The sequence below is a fragment of the Chryseobacterium sp. SNU WT5 genome, from assembly GCF_007362475.1.
Taxonomy (GTDB): Bacteria; Bacteroidota; Bacteroidia; order Flavobacteriales; family Weeksellaceae; genus Kaistella.
Genome location: NZ_CP041687.1, coordinates 1950505 through 1971176, shown reverse-complemented (window position 1 = coordinate 1971176; position 20672 = coordinate 1950505). Strand labels below are relative to the sequence as shown.

At 35.6% G+C, this 20672-nt stretch carries 12 protein-coding genes and 2 tRNA genes; 1 reads left to right on the top strand and 13 read right to left on the bottom strand.

The features are described 5' to 3' along the window. Positions 1–64: 64 nt before the first annotated feature. The 5 genes from FNJ88_RS09330 to rpsU form a co-directional block, all read right to left on the bottom strand. Positions 65–147, bottom strand: a tRNA-Tyr gene (locus FNJ88_RS09330). A gap of 19 nt (positions 148–166) precedes the next feature. Then, positions 167–240, bottom strand: a tRNA-Thr gene (locus tag FNJ88_RS09325). A 101-nt stretch (positions 241–341) separates the two neighbouring features. After that, entirely contained in the window at positions 342–632 is a 291-nt protein-coding gene (locus tag FNJ88_RS09320; RefSeq protein ID WP_143852862.1) for an HPF/RaiA family ribosome-associated protein, read from the bottom strand. A 3-nt stretch (positions 633–635) separates the two neighbouring features. After that, entirely contained in the window at positions 636–1517 is an 882-nt protein-coding gene (locus FNJ88_RS09315) for a tyrosine-type recombinase/integrase (RefSeq protein ID WP_143853906.1), read from the bottom strand. Between the two features lie 83 nt (positions 1518–1600). Further along, complete coding sequence (gene rpsU / locus FNJ88_RS09310; RefSeq protein ID WP_125025681.1) at positions 1601–1798, bottom strand: 30S ribosomal protein S21; 198 nt, start codon at positions 1796–1798, stop codon at positions 1601–1603. Between the two features lie 90 nt (positions 1799–1888). Between rpsU and FNJ88_RS09305 the strand changes: the two genes are divergently transcribed. Beyond that, entirely contained in the window at positions 1889–5050 is a 3162-nt protein-coding gene (locus FNJ88_RS09305) for a UvrD-helicase domain-containing protein (RefSeq protein ID WP_143852861.1), read from the top strand. A 59-nt stretch (positions 5051–5109) separates the two neighbouring features. Here FNJ88_RS09305 and FNJ88_RS09300 read toward each other — a convergent pair whose 3' ends face one another. The 8 genes from FNJ88_RS09300 to ruvA all read right to left on the bottom strand — a co-directional run bounded on the left by FNJ88_RS09300 (position 5110) and on the right by ruvA (position 20644). Further along, positions 5110–5610, bottom strand: a complete 501-nt coding sequence (locus tag FNJ88_RS09300; protein ID WP_143852860.1) for a ferritin — start codon at positions 5608–5610, stop codon at positions 5110–5112. A gap of 97 nt (positions 5611–5707) precedes the next feature. Next, positions 5708–6121, bottom strand: coding sequence for a hypothetical protein (locus tag FNJ88_RS09295; RefSeq protein WP_143852859.1), 414 nt, complete (start codon positions 6119–6121; stop codon positions 5708–5710). A gap of 310 nt (positions 6122–6431) precedes the next feature. Next, complete coding sequence (locus FNJ88_RS09290) at positions 6432–7376, bottom strand: hypothetical protein (RefSeq protein WP_185145798.1); 945 nt, start codon at positions 7374–7376, stop codon at positions 6432–6434. Between the two features lie 238 nt (positions 7377–7614). Next, complete coding sequence (locus FNJ88_RS09285; RefSeq protein WP_143852858.1) at positions 7615–10272, bottom strand: 4-alpha-glucanotransferase; 2658 nt, start codon at positions 10270–10272, stop codon at positions 7615–7617. A 167-nt stretch (positions 10273–10439) separates the two neighbouring features. Further along, positions 10440–11906 carry a cysteine--tRNA ligase gene (cysS, locus tag FNJ88_RS09280; RefSeq protein ID WP_143853905.1) on the bottom strand — a complete coding sequence of 489 codons (1467 nt, stop codon included), beginning with the start codon at positions 11904–11906 and terminating at the stop codon, positions 10440–10442. Between the two features lie 180 nt (positions 11907–12086). Then, on the bottom strand, positions 12087–12752 hold the full coding sequence (gene folE / locus FNJ88_RS09275) for a GTP cyclohydrolase I FolE (RefSeq protein ID WP_143852857.1): 666 nt from the start codon (positions 12750–12752) through the stop codon (positions 12087–12089). Positions 12753–12979: 227 nt separating this feature from the next. Next, positions 12980–20023 (bottom strand): cell surface protein SprA, encoded by a 7044-nt coding sequence (sprA, locus tag FNJ88_RS09270; protein WP_228414508.1) that lies wholly within the window; start codon positions 20021–20023, stop codon positions 12980–12982. Between the two features lie 36 nt (positions 20024–20059). Continuing rightward, positions 20060–20644, bottom strand: coding sequence for a Holliday junction branch migration protein RuvA (ruvA, locus tag FNJ88_RS09265; RefSeq protein ID WP_143852855.1), 585 nt, complete (start codon positions 20642–20644; stop codon positions 20060–20062). Positions 20645–20672: the final 28 nt, after the last annotated feature.

Here is a 20672-nt window from a genome sequence, read left to right as displayed (position 1 = left end):
TTGGTAAACGGTTTGCAAATTTAAAAATAATTTTTAAACTACACAACGCAAATAATAAAAAATGTGGGGAGGGTAGGATTCGAACCTACGAAGTCGTAAGACAGCAGAGTTACAGTCTGATCCATTTGGCCACTCTGGAACCTCCCCAATTTTTATTTTTTCTATGAGCCTCCAGAGGGACTCGAACCCACGACCTGCTGATTACAAATCAGCTGCTCTAGCCAGCTGAGCTACGGAGGCAAAGATTTTTAAAGAACTACTTATCTCTTTTTGCGAGTGCAAATATAGCGTAGTTTTTTTTAATCTTACAAATATTTCTTTACTTTTTTTTAAAGTTTTTTTTAAGCCAGTTCTTTTTTCTTGATTAACAGCTTTTTAGCTGCATCAGCACATAAGTCAATACTCTCTTCAAAAGAGGAAGAAGTCTTCTTTACGACGATATCATCACCAGGAACTTCCAATTTGATCTCTGCGGTCTTATTATCTTTTGCTCCTGTATTTTCTACCTTTAAAAAAACCTGACACCCATGAATCTTATCGTAAAAGGTTTCGAGCTTATTTAATTTTTTTTCTAAATACTCTTCTAATGGTGCATGTGGGGTTAATCCAATTGATTGAACTTTAATTTTCATAATCTAGATTTTTTTTGCTCTCGGATGAGCATTGTTAAACACTTTCTTTAATTGCTCGATGTTCGCATTGGTATAAACCTGCGTTGATGCCAACGACGAATGTCCCATCAATTTCTTCACTTTAGAAATTTCGGCTCCGTTATCTAAAACATGTGTTGCAAAACTATGCCTTAGGATATGCGGGCTTTTTTTCACCTTATTTGAGACAATACTAAGATAGGAGTTTACAGTAGAATAGACAAATTTGTCATTGAGTTTTTTACCTTTATCATTGATGAAAAAGTACATCTCACTCTCTTCCAGTGGTTTTCTTTTAGACAGGTATTCGGTGAATACATTAAGCAGATCTTCGGAAACGGGAATGATGCGGCTTTTATTCCCTTTACCAATCACTTTAATTTCTTTTTTACTGAAATCTACATTTTCCAGTAACAGTGCAGAAAGCTCGGCACGACGCATTCCTGTTTGATATAGAGTTTCTACAATTAACTCTTTCAGAAAGCTGGAGTTTTTAGGCTTTACCGTTGTAACCTTCAACTCCTCCATCTCAGCTTGGGAGAAGGGAATCTGTTTTTCGGCGTAAAACTTCAAGGACTGAATACTTTCTAAAGGGGACACGGTAATCTGCTGCAGTTTTAATAAAAACAGGTAAAAACTACGCAGCGTAGATAGCTTTCTATTAATACTTCGCTTAGAAATATTAGAAACACTTAGGTCTGACATGAAATTTCGGACGATTTTTTTATCCACTTTTAGAAGATCCTGATGACCTTCTGTTCTAAGTACAAATGACGCAAACACTAGTAAGTCACTCCGATAACAAGTTACCGTGTGTGCTGAATAACGCTTTTCCACTTCAATGTACTCCAAAAACCGTTCTATCATCTCCATATATAACAACAAAAAATCACTCTTCAAATATACTTATTTGAAAAGTGATTATTGTATTTCTAAAAGAAATTTTTTCTTTAAGCTTGTTCTTCCTTACTTACAAGTCTTTGCTTGTGAGCAGCTTTAACATTTTTCTGTCTTTTAACAACAGAAGGCTTGTTGAATTGTTGACGACTTCTAAGAGCTCTGATCGTTCCTGTCTTGTCGAATTTTCTCTTGTATTTTTTTAATGCTCTGTCGATGGATTCACCATCTTTTACTGGGATTATTAACATAATTTACATCTCATTTTGGATTGCAAAAGTATGTTTTTTTTCTGAATTGACAAATTAATTTCCTATTTTTAAACTCAATTAAGTTATTCTATGAAATCTGACTATAAAGTAATCTACGCATCTGCTGGCTCTGGTAAGACTTATGCCCTGGTACAGAACCTGTTATCTATTTGTTTAAAATACCCTTCCCAACCAGACAAAATAAGAAATATTCTGGCGTTAACTTTCACAAACAAAGCTGCCAGTGAGATGAAACATCGGATTATAGAATGGTTAAAAAAGTTTTCTCTGCCATCTTACGTCAACGATCAGGATTTAATCAATATTCAGCAAAAACTTAAAAATGGAGGTACTCATGTGTCTCTTACGGATTTACATGCACGTTCAAAAAAAATGCTGGACTATGTTCTGCACCACTACTCTACTTTAAATATTGGCACCATTGATAAATTTAATTCAAAGTTGGTACGAAGCTTTTCTCAGGAATTAGGATTGGCTCAAAATTTTAATTTAGAAATTAATGCAGAACCTTTCCTTATTGAAGCAGTTGATAAAATGCTGGAGGACATTGGTGCAGAAAATGAAATCTCAGATGCGTTCATGGATTTCGTCAATTACACTTTAGATAATAACGACCGTATTGACCTCAATAAGACCCTTTACAATTCTGCTAAAGAATATGTTCAAGACAAACACTATTTCAGACTTAATGAAAACAAGGATTTCGACTGGGAAGTTTATGAAAAATCTAAAAGAAATCTTCGCGAACAAATTAAAGACTTGCGGGAAGACTCTATAAAAAGTGCGGAAGAAGTTTTGAACTTACTTTTAGAAAAAAACCTTGAAACAGGTGATTTTGCAGATGGAAAGAACGGAATAGGTGGTTTTTTTGAAAAATTTCTACTAAATAAAACACCTTTACTCTACAGTAATATGGAAGCAGAAGAAAAAAGAATTGCTTCGATTCTAAAAGGATGCTCCACGAAAAGCAAACATCGGCAAGGTGAAATTCTAGAAATCATCGATTTTTTAATTTCACAACGAAAAAAGATCATCACCAATCATGTAGAGGCCGAGAAAAAGCAGCAGATTCTCAATGCGCTTCTTCCATTAAAGGTTAATAAGGAAATTCAGGATAAACTTGCAGAAATTGAGTTAGAAAATGACTTGGTTCTTTTATCAAAGTTCAATATCATGATTCATGAAAACCTGAGCGAAGAGCCTACAGCATTTATTTATGAAAAAATAGGAACAAAATTTTCGCATTACTTCTTTGATGAATTTCAAGACACCTCATCACTCCAGTGGCAGAATTTCTTACCACTCCGAAATCATGCTGTTTCCCAGGAAAATATGAGCTTTACGCTTGTGGGCGACCCTAAACAAAGTATCTACCGCTTTCGTGGCGGCGATGCACAATTGATGCTAGACATCATTAATAAGAAGGAAGAACCAAAACCACTTGTTTTTGCAGATGTAGAAAATTTGGAGTTTAATTACAGAAGTGCAAGAAATATTGTTGATTTTAACAACCAACTCTACCAGTATATGTCACAATTCACAGAACTGGAACATCAAAAAATTTTTGGTGAAGGTTCTCAGCAAATTGCGAGATCAGGATCGGATGGTCGCGTGAGAATTAACCTGATCGAAAACACCGGCAAAAAAACACTATACTATGAAAGTGTAGCCGAAAAGATGCGGGACGATATCCAAACGACTCTTGATCTAGGTTTTAGTTTTTCAGATATCACAATTCTTTGTCGTGGCAATTTTGATATTTTAAATTATTCCCAATTACTTGGCAATTTGAAAGTCAATTATAAGGGCGACGAGGTCTTCATCAAAACCATCTCCGAATCGGGATTAACACTCAATCTGTCAATTACCTTATTAGCTTTAAATGAGTTCCTGAAATGGGAAGAGAATCCAAAGAATTTCCAATTTCCGGTGAAGATGCTGTATTACTTAAAAGTCTTGGGGCGCATAGAAGTAAAAGATTTTAGCAGTGAAATTATGGAGTTACTACTGCTGAACGAGAAAACAAAAATGCAGGAATTCATTTCAGAGAAATATAAACTTCAACTAAGTTCCGAAAACTTATTACAGCTGAATCTTTACAATTTTATCGAACATCATCTGCAGCAATTCTCAGTTAAAGGAAAGGAAACCGATTTTCTATTTAATTATCTGGAGATGGTTTACGCCTATTCGCAAAACGCAGGTTCTACTTTGAAAGAGTTTTTAAAATTCTGGGAAGAAGAAGCTCAGACCAAGACCATACAAGCCTCAGAGAATGTAGATGCAGTACAGATTATGACAATTCACAAATCCAAAGGGTTAGAATTTCCAGTGGTTTTAATACCCCTAAAAAATTCTGCGCCAAAAAAATCTGGAAGTTACTGGTTTGATACGCATTCTCAGGAAAAGTTGAATTCTGTGAATGTAGAATTGTTCAAAAATAATCTGGAAATTTACGATGATGAAATACAAAAATTTAATCAGGGAAATTCTTATCAGGAAAAGATCGATCTGTTCTGTGTACAATATGTGGCAACTACCAGAGCCGCAGAACAACTTTTCCTTTACATTGAAAAACCGAATCAGACCAGCAACCATCTTGATATTTATGGATTTTTAGAAACTAAAATTCCACTTAATGGAAGTGGCGAAATGATCAATTCCTTCGATTTATACGAAACGCCTACGGAGCAATTGATAAAAATAAAAAAGACAAAAAAGACAGAATTCATCACTAAACCGATCCAGTTTCATAACGATAAACACAAATATCCGGATGCCGTGAAAATCGCAACTCCTTCAAAAAGCTATCAAAATCGCGTAGAAAAAGTGAGAATGGGAATTTTTACTCATGAGATTTTAGCAGAAATAAATACTACTAAAGATGTTGCGAAGGTTTTGGAGAAATACCTTTTGGATGGGATTATTACAAATGAAGAGAAAACTGGAATCACTGAGCGAATTCAGCATATTATTGAGGATGAGCGGTATAAGGATTACTTCCTAGAAAACCGTACAATCATTAACGAAAAAGATATCATGATCTCTGAAAATGGAGTGTCTAAATTATACCGACCAGATCGTTTAATTGAGACAGAAAACGGAATCATCATCATCGACTTTAAAACTGGAGATCCACAGGAAAAACATCAGCTGCAAGTGGATCAATACCAATCTGTACTGGAAAAACTGGGTAAAAAAGTAATGAAGAGCGAATTGATTTACGTGTAAAGAAAACCTGCCTCTTCCGAGGCAGGTTTATTTTTTAAAAGGCAAAAGCTCTTTTTAATTTAAGGTGCTAACAATACCCTTTGCGCCAATTCCTGGTCGAACAGATAAAGCGCAGAAGGATTTTCGGACACCATTTTTATTTTAGTCACCAATTGCGAAGCGTTTGCCTCTTCTTCAACCTGCTCGGTTACAAACCACTGCAGAAAAGATACGGTTGCAAAATCACCTTCATCATTGGCGTTTTTAAGTATATTAAAAATACTTCTAGTAACAATTTTTTCGTGTTCTAAAGCTTTTACAAAGATATCCGTAGCATCTTCAAATTGATGAGGAGGCTGCTCGATTGCCCCAATTTTAATTTCTGCTCCAACATCATTTAGATAATCGAACATCTTATCAGCATGCATCAATTCTTCTTTGCTTTGAATGCGGAAATAATTAGCAATTCCATCTAAATCGCGGGCAGAAAACCAAGCAGACATTGATAAATAATATTGCGCAGCGTACTGCTCATTCGTAATTTGGTCGTTAACCAAACTTGCTATTTTTGTACTGATCATTGTAAATTCTATTTAAAACAAAGATATTAAAAATAGGAGCAAAAAAAAAGCGGAACATTTGCTCCGCCTAACATTAAAAAATAAAACTATGAACTGATTATTTCGCTTTTTGAATCATCATCATTTTTTTTCCTTTCATCATTTTGCCATTCTTATGCATCCTACCCTTGTTATTTGCATGCCATTTCTGGTATTGCTCAGGCGTTAGAATTTGCTTCATTTCGGCCTGATGCTGCATTCTCTTGGCCTTCATCTGCTCCATTTTGGCTTTCCTTTCAGCTTGTTTCTGTGGAGCAATCTGTTTTCTCTCTGCTATTCTTTGATCTTGTAAAGCTTTTATTTTTGCAACCTGGGCATCAGAAAGGTTCAAGTCTGTTTTCATTTTCAACATGTGCTCGCCTCTTTTCTGCTCCATTTGTGCTGGATCCATTTTATGCATTTTTGTCGCTTGTTGTGCCATTACAAAAGTCCCGATCGTAACGAAAGCTGCACTAAAAATTAATTTTTTCATTGTATAAATTATTATAGTATTTCTTGTTTTCTGTTTGTTTGATAAAGATAATTATGGATAGTTAAACCATTGAATCATAAACTTTTGTTAAAACAAAAAACTTACAAAAAGTTGCATTCAACTGCTTCTATTTTATGTTGGATAAGTAAATTTTCAGATAGTTAAAAGAGGATAACGACCAATTAATTTTTACAGGACAGCGTTGAAAAATGATTTCTTAATACACTGCTGAATTTATTAGAAATGAATACTAAAAAAGAGCAGCTTTTTTCAAACTGCTCTCCATCATTATTAACATTAAAATCTAAAACTATCGGGCGGTAAGTCTAAATCCCGATTTTCCTGCGTTAGTTGTCTGTGGTGAAGTCCCAGAATTACCACCATTACGAAATCCTGAATTAGTTTCTACTTTTCTAACCGGCGAGTTATTTGGTTTCATTGGCTCTGACCTGCTGCTGCCCGTTCTAAATCCACTATTGCTGCTAGGAATTTGAACTTCACTTCTCGTTCTATTATCTCTCGTAGTCACCTCGGTTCTGGTAGGAGTCGAAGAATCTTTTCTGAATCCATTATTTCCAGTACTACTTCCAGCGACTACTCCTTCACTTCTAAATCCAATATTATTATTACTTTGAGTGGCTCTTGACCTCTGATCTTTTGTAAACCCTATGTTTACTCTTGGATTACTTTGGTGATACTCATTTCTATTCACTCTATAAACATTGACATTAATGTTCCGGTATCTCGGAACTACATAAATATTTCTTGCGTAATGTCTGCGATTGTAATTTTGATAATAAACAATCGGGTTATAACCGCGGTAATAATTATTCTGGAAAACCACAAAGACATTTGGTCCTAATATTCTTTGTAATGCATAAAATCTATCATAGTACCATCTGTCCGGATTATATCTATAATAAGAATTCCAAGCCGAGTAAGATGGGAAGCTTTCATTCAGCATCATGATTTCCTGCACTTGCCAAGGTGAAAGTCTGTAGGTCGCAAAAAATCGATTCCAATTTACATTATAAATACTTTTGCGGTAATCATTATAATAACTCCTGTATAAATCACTGCTATAATAATCAGAAGGATATTCATAATAGTAATCATCTGGGAAATAAAACTCGTCATCATAATCACTATAATTCTGATCGCTTCCATAACTGCTATTCGGATAATAATCAGGGTAATTTTGGGCGGAAACCAATGTCATTAAAAACACCGATAAACCAAGTAGTATTTTTTTCATTTCAAATTGCTGTTTTGGTTAATTATTTAACTATTAATAAAATAACGTGCCAAAATTTTAACTGTATCTTTTTATTAGGTATAATAAATTGTAAATTCCATAGCACTGCTAATGTTTTGATATCAAAATGAAAAAAAAGTTAAAACCTAGGCACTAACTTATTTTTAAAACAATGATTAACAATTGATTAAATTGTAAATCCTTTGATAAACAACTTTTGATTTAATAAAAATTAAATTTAATTTCTATTGGAATCAGAAATCCACGATGCTATCTTTTGGTTAAATTCTTCTTGATTAATTAAGTGTTCTAAATTAAGATGCATTCGATATCGCCAATGATGCGGAAAACTGGAGGGATCATTGATCCTTTCTTCATTCGTATCTGGATTTACAAGATCTTTGTCCGTGGCAAAAAATTCCTGAATAGGGAAAATCGCCAGCATTGCATCATTATAAAGATGTTGCTTCATGATCATTTCTGCTATTTCTGGTTCTAAATCCCATGGAGCAGTACCATATTGACCTAATTGCTGGTGAAAGTACTGCTGAGTGAAAACCCGATTTTCATGCCACCATTGCCTCAACGTAGAACTGTCGTGAGAGCTAGCCGTGATTACATTCATATATCCTACTTTTTTGGGATTGTACCATGGTATATTACCTGCAGGCATCCTCTGTACTTTCAAACCTGTAATTCCTAATCGATTCATTACTTTTGGAACGCATTCGGGCACCAGTCCTAGATCTTCACCACAAATTAACATATCAGTAGCATTCAAGATCACCGGGAGTTTTTCCATGCCTTTCTGATACCACAACCCATCTTGTCTCTTAAAGAAATAATCGACATATAATTCTGACAGTTTTCCTTTCTCGTCATCGCTCAAATATTGGTAAGAAGCAGTTTTTTCAATATTAAACCTTGGATGATAAACAGTCTCATTATTTTTTAAATGTTCCTCTAAGAAAAGCACATTTGCAGCTAAAGAAACCAACTGACCTTCAGCTTCTCCAAAAGCATTGGTTTTAAAATAATCGGTAAGTTTTCGCTGAGAATCAAATAGTTGCCTAAAAGAATAAGAACCGTCCGTATGTGCATTCAGGAAATGGTCGATGATTCTATCCTTTTGTTCTCCGAAATAGATAGCAAGAATTTGATCATTGATGAAAGGTTTACAATATCTTTCATAATTAAAGGGAATATCTCTCGCAAAGAATTCATCCATTGTTACGGGAATCGCTGGATAGAAATAGCCTAAAATTCCTTGTGTTGCACTCATAGGCATTCTCCAGATCCGAAAAAACCCCAATATATGATCAATCCGCATTGCATCGAAGTATTGCTCTAAAGCTTTGAAACGATTCTTCCACCAACTGTAACCATCTTTTTTCATAGCCTCCCAATTATAAGTGGGAAATTCCCAGTTCTGTCCCAAATCACTAAACTGATCTGGAGGTGCTCCAGCTTGAAAATCCATCTCAAAAAGCTCTGGCGCGGTCCACGCTTCTACCGAATATCTAAAAATTCCTATCGGCAAGTCTCCTTTTACAGAAATTCCTAGACTATGCGTATAATTAATTGCTTCTTTTAACTGTACGTGTAATTGATACTGCACCCAACAATGCAGCATGACGATATCAAAATATTTATGTTGTGGATCAAAAAAAGAGTTTATTTTTCCACTGATATATTTCTTATGCGTTTTCCATTCGTTAAAATTAGGGGTTTTGTATTGGTCCCGTAAAACACAAAAAGCCGCGTAAGGAATCAACCAATCTTCATTTTGTTTTATGAATTGTTTAAAATGCCGGTCTTTTAAAATAACGTCTTTCTTTATTTTAAAAATGGATCTGACATAATACCATTTGCCGGAAACCACTCGTTCATAATCGACATGATGTAGAGAATTTAAATTTTTTCTCTCTGCTACAAATTCTGACATTAATTCTTCGGTCATTTGATGCTCCAGATTCTCAATTGATAAATACTGGGGATGTAGCGCATAGACCGAAATTGCAGCGTATGGGTAAGAATCTGACCAAGTGTAATTCGCCGTAGTATCATTAACAGGTAAGATCTGTAAAATAGAAAGATTTGTTTTCTTGGCCCAATCAGCGAGCTTTTTTAAATCTAAAAATTCACCTACGCCAAAACCATTTTTTGTTCTTAAAGAAAAAACAGGAACGGCTACTCCAGCTGCATGATACATTTGATAAGGCTTAAATCGAAAATAATGATCTGCTTTGATGAACAGCGTATTCCTTTCGTCATTTGGCAAAGTCCATCGATTTGCGCCATATTCCAAATCAAAAACTTCACCTGAGTCTAGATTCTTTAACCCATATTTGTATTGGATTATTTGATTATGCGGCAGTTCTAACGCTACTTCCCAAATCCCAAAATCTGTTTGAGACATCGGTACCGTCTTCAGATATTCCCAGTTTCCCAATGCTTCACAATTACCTAAGATCACCACCTTCCAATTCAGATGATCAATTGGTGCTTCTAACCGAAAAATATGCGTGTGCTTTTTCAAGACCGAAACTTTTTCGGCTTTAAAATGACGAAGTCTGTTTTTTAATATTTTATTATTTAAATAGTTCTCTGGAAAATTCTTGGAATTCCAGAAATCATAAATAACAAATTCTTCATAATTATGTGGAAATTTTAAATGGTGCAAAGAAAATTCTGCATCGAAAACAAATCCCTCATCATTGATCACCTGGAATCTATACACTATATTTCTAGAAAAGTAATCGACCTCAGCAGTCCAATTTCCATTCTCGCAATATCGTAAAGGATATGTTTTTTCATTAGTTCCTTCCTCAAAAACTACGACTTGTAAATTCTCACCGAAATTCGTTCTGTAATTAATATTGAGATAGAGTTTCATAAAAAAAATCTTATCAATGCAAGTTACAGAATTTTTGTAGGAAACTGTAAAAGCAACTTGATCCTAACGAGTTAAGACAGTAGAGGAGAAAAACTCAAAAAAATATCCTCCTATATTTCTGTAGGAGGATATTAAATGTAAACTTAGAAGTCACCTTTCTACTCCATTCAGGAAATAGAATAACTTGTCCCTTCTCTTCCATCTTTCAACTCAATTCCTTCAGCAAGCAAACGGTCACGAATTTGGTCAGAGAGTTCAAAGTTTTTGGATTTACGGGCTTGGTTTCTTAAGTCAATTAAAACCTGTAAAGTCTGGTCTAATTTCTCGTTATTGTTCTCTTCAATATTTTGTAATCCTAAAACATCAAAAACGAAATCGTTCATTAATGTTTTTAATTCCTGCAAATCGAGCTCAGTTATAGTTTCTTTTCCATCCTTTAATTTAAAGATGAAATTTACCGCTTCAAAAAGATGAGCAATTAAAATTGGCGAATTGAAATCGTCTGTTAAAGCAGCGTAGCATTTTTCTTTCCACGCTTTTACATCAAAACTTGAAACCTCAGCGGTTGGAAAGTTAGTATTTGAAAGTATTTTCATGGCTTCCATTAAACGCTGAAATCCTTTTTCACTGGCAACCATTGCTTCATTAGAAATATCTAAAACACTACGGTAATGTGCCTGCATAAAATTAAAACGCACAATGGTCGGATGAAAAGGTTTTTCAAAAAAATCATTTTTGCCGGAAACAAGCTCCATCGGTAAAATATAATTCCCGGTGGATTTACTCATTCGCTGTCCATTCATGGTCAACATATTTGCATGCATCCAATAATTTACGGGTGAAACATCATTGCATGCTTTTCCTTGTGCTACTTCACATTCGTGGTGTGGGAATTTCAAATCCATCCCACCACCGTGAATATCAAATTTCTCACCTAGATATTTTGTGGACATTGCGGTACATTCTAGATGCCAGCCTGGAAAACCTTCACCCCAAGGAGAATTCCAACGCATAATATGTGCAGGTGACGCTGCTTTCCAGAGTGCAAAATCTTGTGGATTTTTCTTCTCAGATTGTCCATCTAAATCTCTGGTGTTGGCAAAAAGTTCTTCAATATTTCTGCGGGAAAGTTCACCGTAATTTAAGCCACGTTTGTTGTATTCCAAAACATCAAAATAGACCGAACCATTACTTTGGTAAGCAAAACCTTTATCAATTAATTTCTGAGTCAGTTCAATCTGCTCTAAGATATGCCCAGTAGCAGTAGGCTCAATAGTTGGCGGAAGCAAGTTAAATACTTCTAAAACTTTGTGAAAATCAACGGTATATTTCTGCACGATTTCCATTGGCTCCAATTTTTCCAAACGGGATTGCTTTACAAAACGGTCATTATTTACATCACCATCGTCTGTCAAATGTCCAGCATCAGTAATATTTCTTACATATCGAACTTTGTATCCTAAATGAACCAATGAGCGATAGATAAAATCAAAAGACATGAAGGTTCGCACATTCCCTAAATGTACATTGCTGTAAACGGTAGGTCCACAAACGTACATTCCAACGTTATTTTCGTGAATAGGCGTGAAAATTTCTTTTTCACCAGACAGGGAATTGTATATTTTTAAAGTCATTTCTTTTAAAATCATTTATAATTGGTTTTTGATAATCCAATCTTTCACACAACGACGCCAAGAGTACGTTTTTCAAGTAGAATCTTTCGATGTCGCTTTATTGTTGGGAAAGGCATTTTACTCAGCAAAATTAGTAAAGAATTTCTCCCCGGTTAAATTGCTGGTAGTAGTTAAAAAAAATTAATCCAATTTGGCCCGACTTCCCACGTAGTGTAGAAATTCTTGTCTTGTAATCGGATTAGTTCGGAAAAGGCCACTCAATTCTGCAGTAGTTGTGGAACTTGCAGTATCTTTTATACCACGACAATTCACACACAAATGCTTCGCTTCGATGATACAGGCAACGTCATTGGTCCCCAGTGCAGCCTTCAAGGCATCTACAATCTGCATGGTCAATCGTTCCTGAACTTGCGGACGTTTTGCATAATAATCTACGACTCTGTTGATCTTGGAAAGTCCGATAACTTCCCCATTAGAAATATATGCTACATGTGCTCTACCGATAATTGGCAGGAAATGATGTTCACAGAATGAGTAAACAGTAATATCTTTCTCCACCAACATTTGGCGGTATTTGTACTTGTTTGAAAAGGTAGAAATACGCGGATTATTTTCTGGAAGAAGCCCTCCAAAAATTTCATTCACGTACATTTTGGCGACCCGTTTCGGAGAATCCTTCAAAGAATCATCGGTCATATCCATACCCAAAGTCTCCATAATCTCATGGAAATGTTTTTGAATAATTTCGATTTTTTCTTCCGGTGTTTTTTCAAAAGCATCAGGGCGCAAAGGAGTATGTTCTTTTCCGGTGAATACGTCGTCATCGTTATCTAAATGATCATTCATAAGTTTGATAATATAAAAACAAAATTAAGGATTTAATTTTGCTTTTCAGAAGGTTGTAAAATCTTAAATGAGAAATTGTTCAATATGCAGAAATATAAATATCCTGAAAGATTACGATTGCAAAGCCACTTTAAATAGCAAACCCTTTCGCATACCCAGAAAAAATCTATAATTAAAAAGAAAAACTCAGAATCTAAATCCTGAGTTTTAATTTTAGTTTACGTTTTTTAGAAACCTCCTGTTCCTCCAAATGTGAAGGTTGCGGTTAATCCTCCCCGAATGGTTGAAAGAGGGAACGCGGTAGAGATCTTATATCTTGTTAAAAGCTGATCATAGAAAAATCTAATATTAAAATTTTGTGACATGTTATAATCTGCTGAAAATTTAACACTCATCATCCGTTGGCCACCAGTTATCTGCGAATCGTTCTGTAAAATATTGGTAATTCTGGTCTGACTGTCTCTCAAAGAAAAATCTCCACGTAAATTAAGATCGCTTTTTATCGTTCGTTCTTTTCCTTTAAAGTTCAACTTCATTTTTAAATCTTTTAAAATATAACCAAAGCCTAAAATATATTCTTTCCCTGTATCTTCAGTCAAGGTATGATTCACCAAACCAAGCATAAACAATCGGTCCCTGTTGTACTGAGCACGAAACTGCATGTTATTTCTCATGGTAACATCTGCTCCAATTAATGGCGCAAAAGCTTCAACATATCCAACTTGTGAGAACGTATAAGGATTATAAATATCTCCAAAGGCATCTCTATCTGAAATTCCAGGATTCTGTGCATTATAATAATCAATACTGGACTGAATTCCCGACGCGGTATAGGTTGATGTATAACCGTGTAAAATATCAAATTTTGAAAACTGACTATTAATAAATGGAATGTTTTTCAACCCGGAATACGTCACTCTCCAATTTGGTAGTGGAAAACCTGATTTTTTAGCATCTCTCATCGCACCATTAGGAGATTTACCTTCTATAGCTGCCTGAAAAGCAGGAACCAAAACATAGGCATTGGCTAATGAATGCCCATCGGAATACCCATCTGCATTAATTGTTCCGCTCATTTGCTGAGAAATCGTTTTCGCATTGGCAATCATGTTATCATAGATAGTACTACCATCTGTAAATGAAGTTCCAAAGGTCCAGGCTGTTCTTGAATAAGTAATTAAATCTGTACCGAAAGAGAATTGGAATCCATTCGCAGGATTAGAATCCGCATCTACATTATAACCACCCTGCGTGAAATTACTGCTATAGTTTTTCAGGAAATTAAAATCAATTCTAAAGTCATTCACAGGCATGATCTGAACATTTGCCAGGAAGTTCTGATTCTTCATTTGAGAATAAGGGTCATTCATATAATTGGAATTAGAAATCCAACCGTTTTCAATTACCGTTCTTCTGATATCTGCCTGCGAACCTAATAAGAAACCATATGTTGGTCCACCTAAAGTCTGTCCGTATCCGTACCAGTTTGGCGCAGAAAGCAAACCTGGTAAAACAATACCATTAGTTTCGTTATAAGAGAAATCCAACTGTTTAATTGAGGTTAATGCATAAGCTATACTTTGCATTGGACTCAGTTTGTTTTTAAATTTATAACTCTTGAATGTATTCTTCTTATCTTTCTTCTGCCACGCCATATTGTAAACATTATTCAAGGAATCAATTTCTTGTTTACGCTTCTGCATTTTGGTATTGATAGTTTGGAAATATTTGAATTTTCCAAAGAATTTTGGGACGTCAACTGTCGAAGTGGCAATGATATTATTGGAATTTTGACCAATGCTACCTAAACTTTCTGCACGATTCGTTTCTGGATTTACGAAATTGGTCATCACGGTACTTCTGGCATTCCAGTTATAGGTAAATCCGTACCCCAATTCTGCATTGATAAAATCTAAATACGGTAAATATTCAAACGGCAATCTATAGTTTAACTGAACACGATGATTGTATAAAACCGGTCTTCCTGCTCGGAAAGGGTCCGTAAAAATCGATTTATTGTTCATATCATAGACACTCAAATTATCATTTAAAGTCCGCATAGCAGAATTAATTTCCAACTTTAATGATTTGGTAAAATTGAACCCTAATCCATATTGCCAACCGAAATAGAAGTTTCTGTTTCTGATCACTTCAAAATCCTGACCTGCATTACCACCAAGAATGGCATCTATATTTCTAAATTCTAACTCATTATAATTACGGTCAATTTCAGTTCTGAAAGAAAGTCGGGTTGGAACTGGGTTAAAGTTCACTTCTTTTAACCATCTTAAATATTTATAAGATTTTGCAGTGTCGCTCACCATTTTATTAAAAGGTCGAATGACGAAAGGTTTAAAAGAATAGTTGTAATCAACATAACCCCGAAGATATTGTCGGTAATTCTTTTTGGTATAGACATCGCGGAAGTAATCATCATTATAAATCGCGGTAACAGAAACATTTTCTACATCATAGAATTTTGGTTTCTTGTTCGGATTCATTCTCTCTTTTCGCATATTGACTACACCAATACTTCTTTGTTGTGTGTAAGTTCTAGCGACTTTTTTTAGTTCTTCTCTATTTGGCGCTTCGTCGAACGTAACATCATTATCCAGTGGATTGTATTTTGGATCCTCGATGGTCTGGGTATAAGAATAATTTACCGGAATTTTAAGCCCTATTTTTTCAGGTAAAAATTTATCTACATTAACAGTGGTGTTAATGCTATATGCAGACTGCAGCGTCTGTGATCTCTCTGATGGTTTTTCGGCAATTCCACCAAATCCGATTGAAGAGTAAGATGCATTGGCATTCACCAAAGCAAAATCCCCTAGATTGAAATTCAGACTGGCATTTCCCGCATAACCTCCCTTGTTTTCAATTTCAGAAAGACGGATTTCATTTACCCAAACAATAACCTCTTTATTGGTCGCAAGATTTTTATTCCTTACACCCAACATGATCGTTGTTACATTTCCTAAACTAGGTCTACCTTTGATATAGATTTTCTTATCAGGATCTATTGCGCCGTATTCTACATCCTCTTTCCGTAAATCAATTTGAGTAGGAAAATTCTGGTCTCTTCTTAATTTAGCATCGATGAAATTTTGAATCTGTAAATCTACATTATTTTCTAGAGGCCAAATCTCCAGTGGTGATCTTGCATTTTTAGACGTGTACTTTAAGGAAGCTTCGTATTCATAATAGTTATCTGTGGCATCACTTCCGAAACGGATAAAGAATTTCGCCTCAGGATCATAGCTGCTAGAATTAACATCTCTTAAATCTTCTGCATGAACGAAAAGTTCTAACTTTTTATAACGACGCATATCTAAAGCGACATTTTTGAAAACTCCTCTTGATGAATTACGTTCCAGCGGCGATGCTTTTAAATAAAGCGACGCTTCATTTTGTCTTTGTGTTCCAGCGTTACCACTAAGAACCTGTCTGTCGATCCCTGGAGGAAGAACATAAGGAGGTTGGTTGAGACCATTCTCTTCTAAATTCACACTTCCTACATCCAGATTTTGATCGGTTACAAAATTAATTCCTTCATTATCATTTATCGCTGTAGCAATATCTTTAGTGTATTTTCTCCAATCACTTCTCACCAGGTCCAATGTTCCGAAGCGAATCGTGGAAGCTTGATCAAACCCTGTTAAAAGCATTCTTGCGTAACGCACATTATTTAAAACTGAAGGATCTGCTTCGCCAGCACCCGTATCAAATTGTGCAACTGGAACTCGAAACAGGAACCATTTATTTTTCCCCGTTTGACCGTTTTGAAATTTAGCTTCTACTTCTTTAACATCAACAATAAAATTCTGTCCCAGAACCATATTGTTTTTATCTAAACTTACGGTATACTGGTTATAATTTTCATTTTGATCAAGATTATAGTCCCGGTTTACATCTTCTGCATCCGGCGTCTGTGTGGCAACTTCTAAAGTATTGCTCTGAGAATTTCCCTCTGGACCACGGAAATATTTGTAACGCTCCATCAACGAGCTTGCTTGCGAACCTTGGAACTTATCGGATAAATAAAACACGAAATCATCAGACGCAGGATCCCCAAGATTGGTAACAGGATTCACAAAGTTAGTCCCGAATTTTGCAGCTTCACCGATCGCATCTAAACCATCATATCCTAAATCCTGGGCAGCACGATCTTCGCCTTCTGTAGAAAAAGCATAAAGTACAGGAAATTGATTAGGCTGTACTCCCCAATTCGTATTGGTAGTATTTGCTGGTACATTTGGTGTAGGCATTCCGTTTTCGTACATCAATTTTCCATCCTTCAGCACATCTTCCGAAACATTTCCTAATTGCAAAAGTAATTTTGGATTTGCTCCCAAAGGACTTCCGTCGGCATAAGGATCCATCATCCAAAATTCAACGTATTCAATATTGGAATTGGTAAAGTTGGAAACTGAAATAGGTCTCATTAACCCAGCCCATCTTTGTTGCGTGGTTTCTGCATTAAGATTGAGGTTATAAGGTCCCCTTTCTATGGGGAAATAACTGATATCAAAAGTATTGGTGTACAGTTGCTCACCTGCTACATAATCTCTGCTGTTGTATAATTCTGAAGTCTGTACTCTTCTGGATGCGTGATTAGAAACTGCTTCTGCATTAATTCCAGAAGGTGCTTTACCACCAATTCCGTAAAATCGAGGGTCAATATTGTACCATGTTAATAATCCTCTCCCATTTCCATGATCCAGATCGTTATTTAGGTTCCCATTTAAGAAGAAAGGTTCTGGATTTTTTTCCGGTTTCGAAGCCAAACTCCACATTCCAGGTTCTTTTAGGGATATTTTTGAAGTACTTTGTTCGAAATCATCAATGTAAGACTGGTCACCAATTCCCTTGTTTTGACCGGGAATCAAATAAGCCCCTTCTGCCAAGAAACTTAAATTGGATGGTGCTTCTGTATTTACAAAAGGAATTTTATCCGTCAGTCTTGTTAGGAATGGCAACTCATTATTATATAATAAATTGAATCCGGCCATGGTATTATTCACCGCTTCCTGTCCAAAATTTACCTTTTGTGTTAAAGGTGTTTCGGCATAATTTACGACTGTTGCACCAACGGTCAAATGCTCATTAAACCTTCTTTCTAAATTTAAACCTAAGAATCTCTTCCGTTGGGTATTGAAAACCAGCTGACTTTCTAAAGCGATATTAATTGCCTGGCCAGATTGCTTCACCGTTTCGTTGATGATATTCACCGTTCCCAACATATAATCTACAGTATAGTCTATCCCTTCCTGTAACTGTACTCCATTCGCCGTAACTTTTACAGATCCCTGCGGAACATTGATCGCACCTAAAGAAATTCCTGAACCTTGAGATCCTTTGTACCGGCCCTCCATTGTGTAACGAAGTGCCAGATTGCTTTGGGAAGCAACTTGCTTTTGCTGGTCATACAAGTCATTAAAGACAAATTTAGGGTCGTTGGTTCCTATAACATTTTGAAGAAATGCTCCAAAAGGTTTCGCTTTCGTAAAAATTACTTTTCCATTTTCAAGATCGATTGTTACACCAGGAACAAAATCAAAAATTCCATCGCCGTTTTCTCCGCCGCCCTGTTGTAAATCATTGTTCATGTTAAGACGGTCCCAGTTGAACAATTTCAAAAGATTAGCATTAACCTGTGAGGTTGGATTATTAACGGTAGTCGGTAGATAATTAACTTTTCCACCGTTTTGGGGATCACGATAAAAAACATTCAATAAAAATCCGTCGGGGTTCACTTGATTGCTGTTTAAAGAATAAACATTCTTCATCATCAAATCCCACATGGGAGAAGTAGTTTTCACCGAACTGTTGGGTTTTAAAACTTTGGTAATAAGTACTGGGCTTTCTTCTGAAAACTCCCCCACTTTATACACTTTGTTATCTCCATTCAACGTAAAACTGTAGGAAACTGCAAGAAGTTGGTTATCATTTAACCTTTGGTTAAGTGACATATAACCCAACTGTGGATGAAAGGTAAATTCATTTTGATTCAGCTTCCTTGCTTTCCTGTTGAAAATAAACTGTTCCCCATCAATATATGTTTCGGGTGTGCCATTGGCATTCGGAAAAGTTTGACGGTTTATTGCATTATAGGCGGTATTGGCATCGCGAATGGACGGTCCTAAATTGACAATACTCTGATATAAATTGTTTTGACCATTATCCGGATAGCCTGTAGTACCTTCCCCTAAATCACGAATTCCCAAAATCCCTTTTTGGTCTTGCAGATTACCTGAACCTTGATCTAAAACCCAGACTTCAATTCTCGTAATATTGATTCTGGAATTTATTTGAGGATAATTCAGTAACGCATTATCATAACTGTTAAGAAAATAACGACCTAAATAATAGTGTTGATTATCTTCATAATCAATTGCATTTAATTTGAAGGTGTTCATTACTCCACCGCCCTGAGCGACGATGTTTCTGGCTTCACCCTGCTGTTGTGAAAACACTAAAGTTCCATATGTTTTACCAAGTTGGAATTCAGTTTTTAATCCAAACAGAGATTCAGAACCGCGGATCAAGCTTGTAGAAAGCGGCATATTTACATTTCCAAATTCTACTCTTTTTATAATTTTGTCTTCGCCACTTGTCGTTCTGTCATTTAGACCTTTGGACTGCAAATCTTTCCAGGTTCCTTTTGCCTGCCAAACTAAATTCATGCGATTTTCAAAAGCAAAACCACTTTGAGTATCGTAGTTTGCTTTAAGTTGTAGATTCTCACCAACTTTTCCTAATAAGCCGAGCTGTATTCTTTGTTGAATATCAATTGCAAAACTCGTCCTGTTTTGTGGTAATATTAATGGATTATCAATTTTCTGGTAAAGCGCACCGATATCAAAGGAGGCAAATCCTTGTGGTATAATTTCAATTTTATTGCCACCAAATATTGATTCGAACAGTTTATTCTTAATATTTAAAGACGGCAACAATCCTTTTTTAATGGCATCAGTTTGATCTTTACGATATCCTAAAGCACTTGTTGTTGATTTCTCTTTGTAATAATTACTTAATTGATTTTTAAGTGTATACTTATGGTATTCTTCAGAAGTCATGGAAACCGGATTTCCGACTACCATGTTCCCGATCTTAGGATAGAGAATATACATGCCACTTGCTACATCGTAGAAGGCATCATATCGTAAAGGATTCGGTAAAGGAAACTCCTGACGTACCGACGAACTGTCACTGGGTTTCTCCTGCGCAAATAGTGCTAAAAAAGAAAAACACGTGAATATAAAAATCAAAAATCTACGCTGAAAAAATATATTCTTGTCCAAATGTTAAATGTTTTTTAAGATTTGCTTTATCAAATCTTCCACTGTAAGATTGGGATTTTGCTTCAGAATACGGTCTGCGATCTTCTCGCTCGTTTTCTTCGGAATTCCCAAAACCTCTAAAGCAGATAACGATTCTTCTTTAACTTTATTATTCGTGTAAGTAGAAATATTTTCATCAGAAACATTGAATTTCTGCACTTTATCCCGTAAATCAACAATGATTCTTTCCGCGGTTTTCACTCCAATTCCTTTCACCTTCTGCAACAGCCCACTGTTATTAGAAAGTATGGCGGTAGCAATCTCATTTAAACTTAAGGAAGAAAGCATAATCAAAGCAGAAACAGGTCCAACTCCATTAACGCTAATTAACAAATTAAACAATTCTTTTTCTAAAATTGTGTTAAAGCCAAACAACAGATTGGCATCTTCCCGAATAATCTGCTGGATATTTAGAAAAGTCTCCTTTCCCAAAGTCAATTTTTCAGAAGTTTGTAAACTGATGCCAACCAAATATCCAACTCCCTGTACGTCTATCACGACGGAGGTTGGATGTAATTGTTGCACAATTCCTTTAAGTGAATAAATCATGATGTGTGTTTTGAACTGAAATTAAAAT

Excerpts from the sequence above, each read along its gene's own strand:
- FNJ88_RS09305 (WP_143852861.1), top strand. The coding sequence starts at position 1,889 with ATGAAATCTGACTATAAAGTAATCTACGCATCTGCTGGCTCTGGTAAG.
- FNJ88_RS09295 (WP_143852859.1), bottom strand. The coding sequence starts at position 6,121 with ATGAAAAAATTAATTTTTAGTGCAGCTTTCGTTACGATCGGGACTTTT.
- FNJ88_RS09285 (WP_143852858.1), bottom strand. The coding sequence starts at position 10,272 with ATGAAACTCTATCTCAATATTAATTACAGAACGAATTTCGGTGAGAAT.
- cysS (WP_143853905.1), bottom strand. The coding sequence starts at position 11,906 with ATGACTTTAAAAATATACAATTCCCTGTCTGGTGAAAAAGAAATTTTC.
- FNJ88_RS09300 (WP_143852860.1), bottom strand. The coding sequence starts at position 5,610 with ATGATCAGTACAAAAATAGCAAGTTTGGTTAACGACCAAATTACGAAT.
- FNJ88_RS09320 (WP_143852862.1), bottom strand. The coding sequence starts at position 632 with ATGAAAATTAAAGTTCAATCAATTGGATTAACCCCACATGCACCATTA.
- FNJ88_RS09290 (WP_185145798.1), bottom strand. The coding sequence starts at position 7,376 with ATGAAAAAAATACTACTTGGTTTATCGGTGTTTTTAATGACATTGGTT.
- ruvA (WP_143852855.1), bottom strand. The coding sequence starts at position 20,644 with ATGATTTATTCACTTAAAGGAATTGTGCAACAATTACATCCAACCTCC.
- rpsU (WP_125025681.1), bottom strand. The coding sequence starts at position 1,798 with ATGTTAATAATCCCAGTAAAAGATGGTGAATCCATCGACAGAGCATTA.
- FNJ88_RS09315 (WP_143853906.1), bottom strand. The coding sequence starts at position 1,517 with ATGATAGAACGGTTTTTGGAGTACATTGAAGTGGAAAAGCGTTATTCA.
- folE (WP_143852857.1), bottom strand. The coding sequence starts at position 12,752 with ATGAATGATCATTTAGATAACGATGACGACGTATTCACCGGAAAAGAA.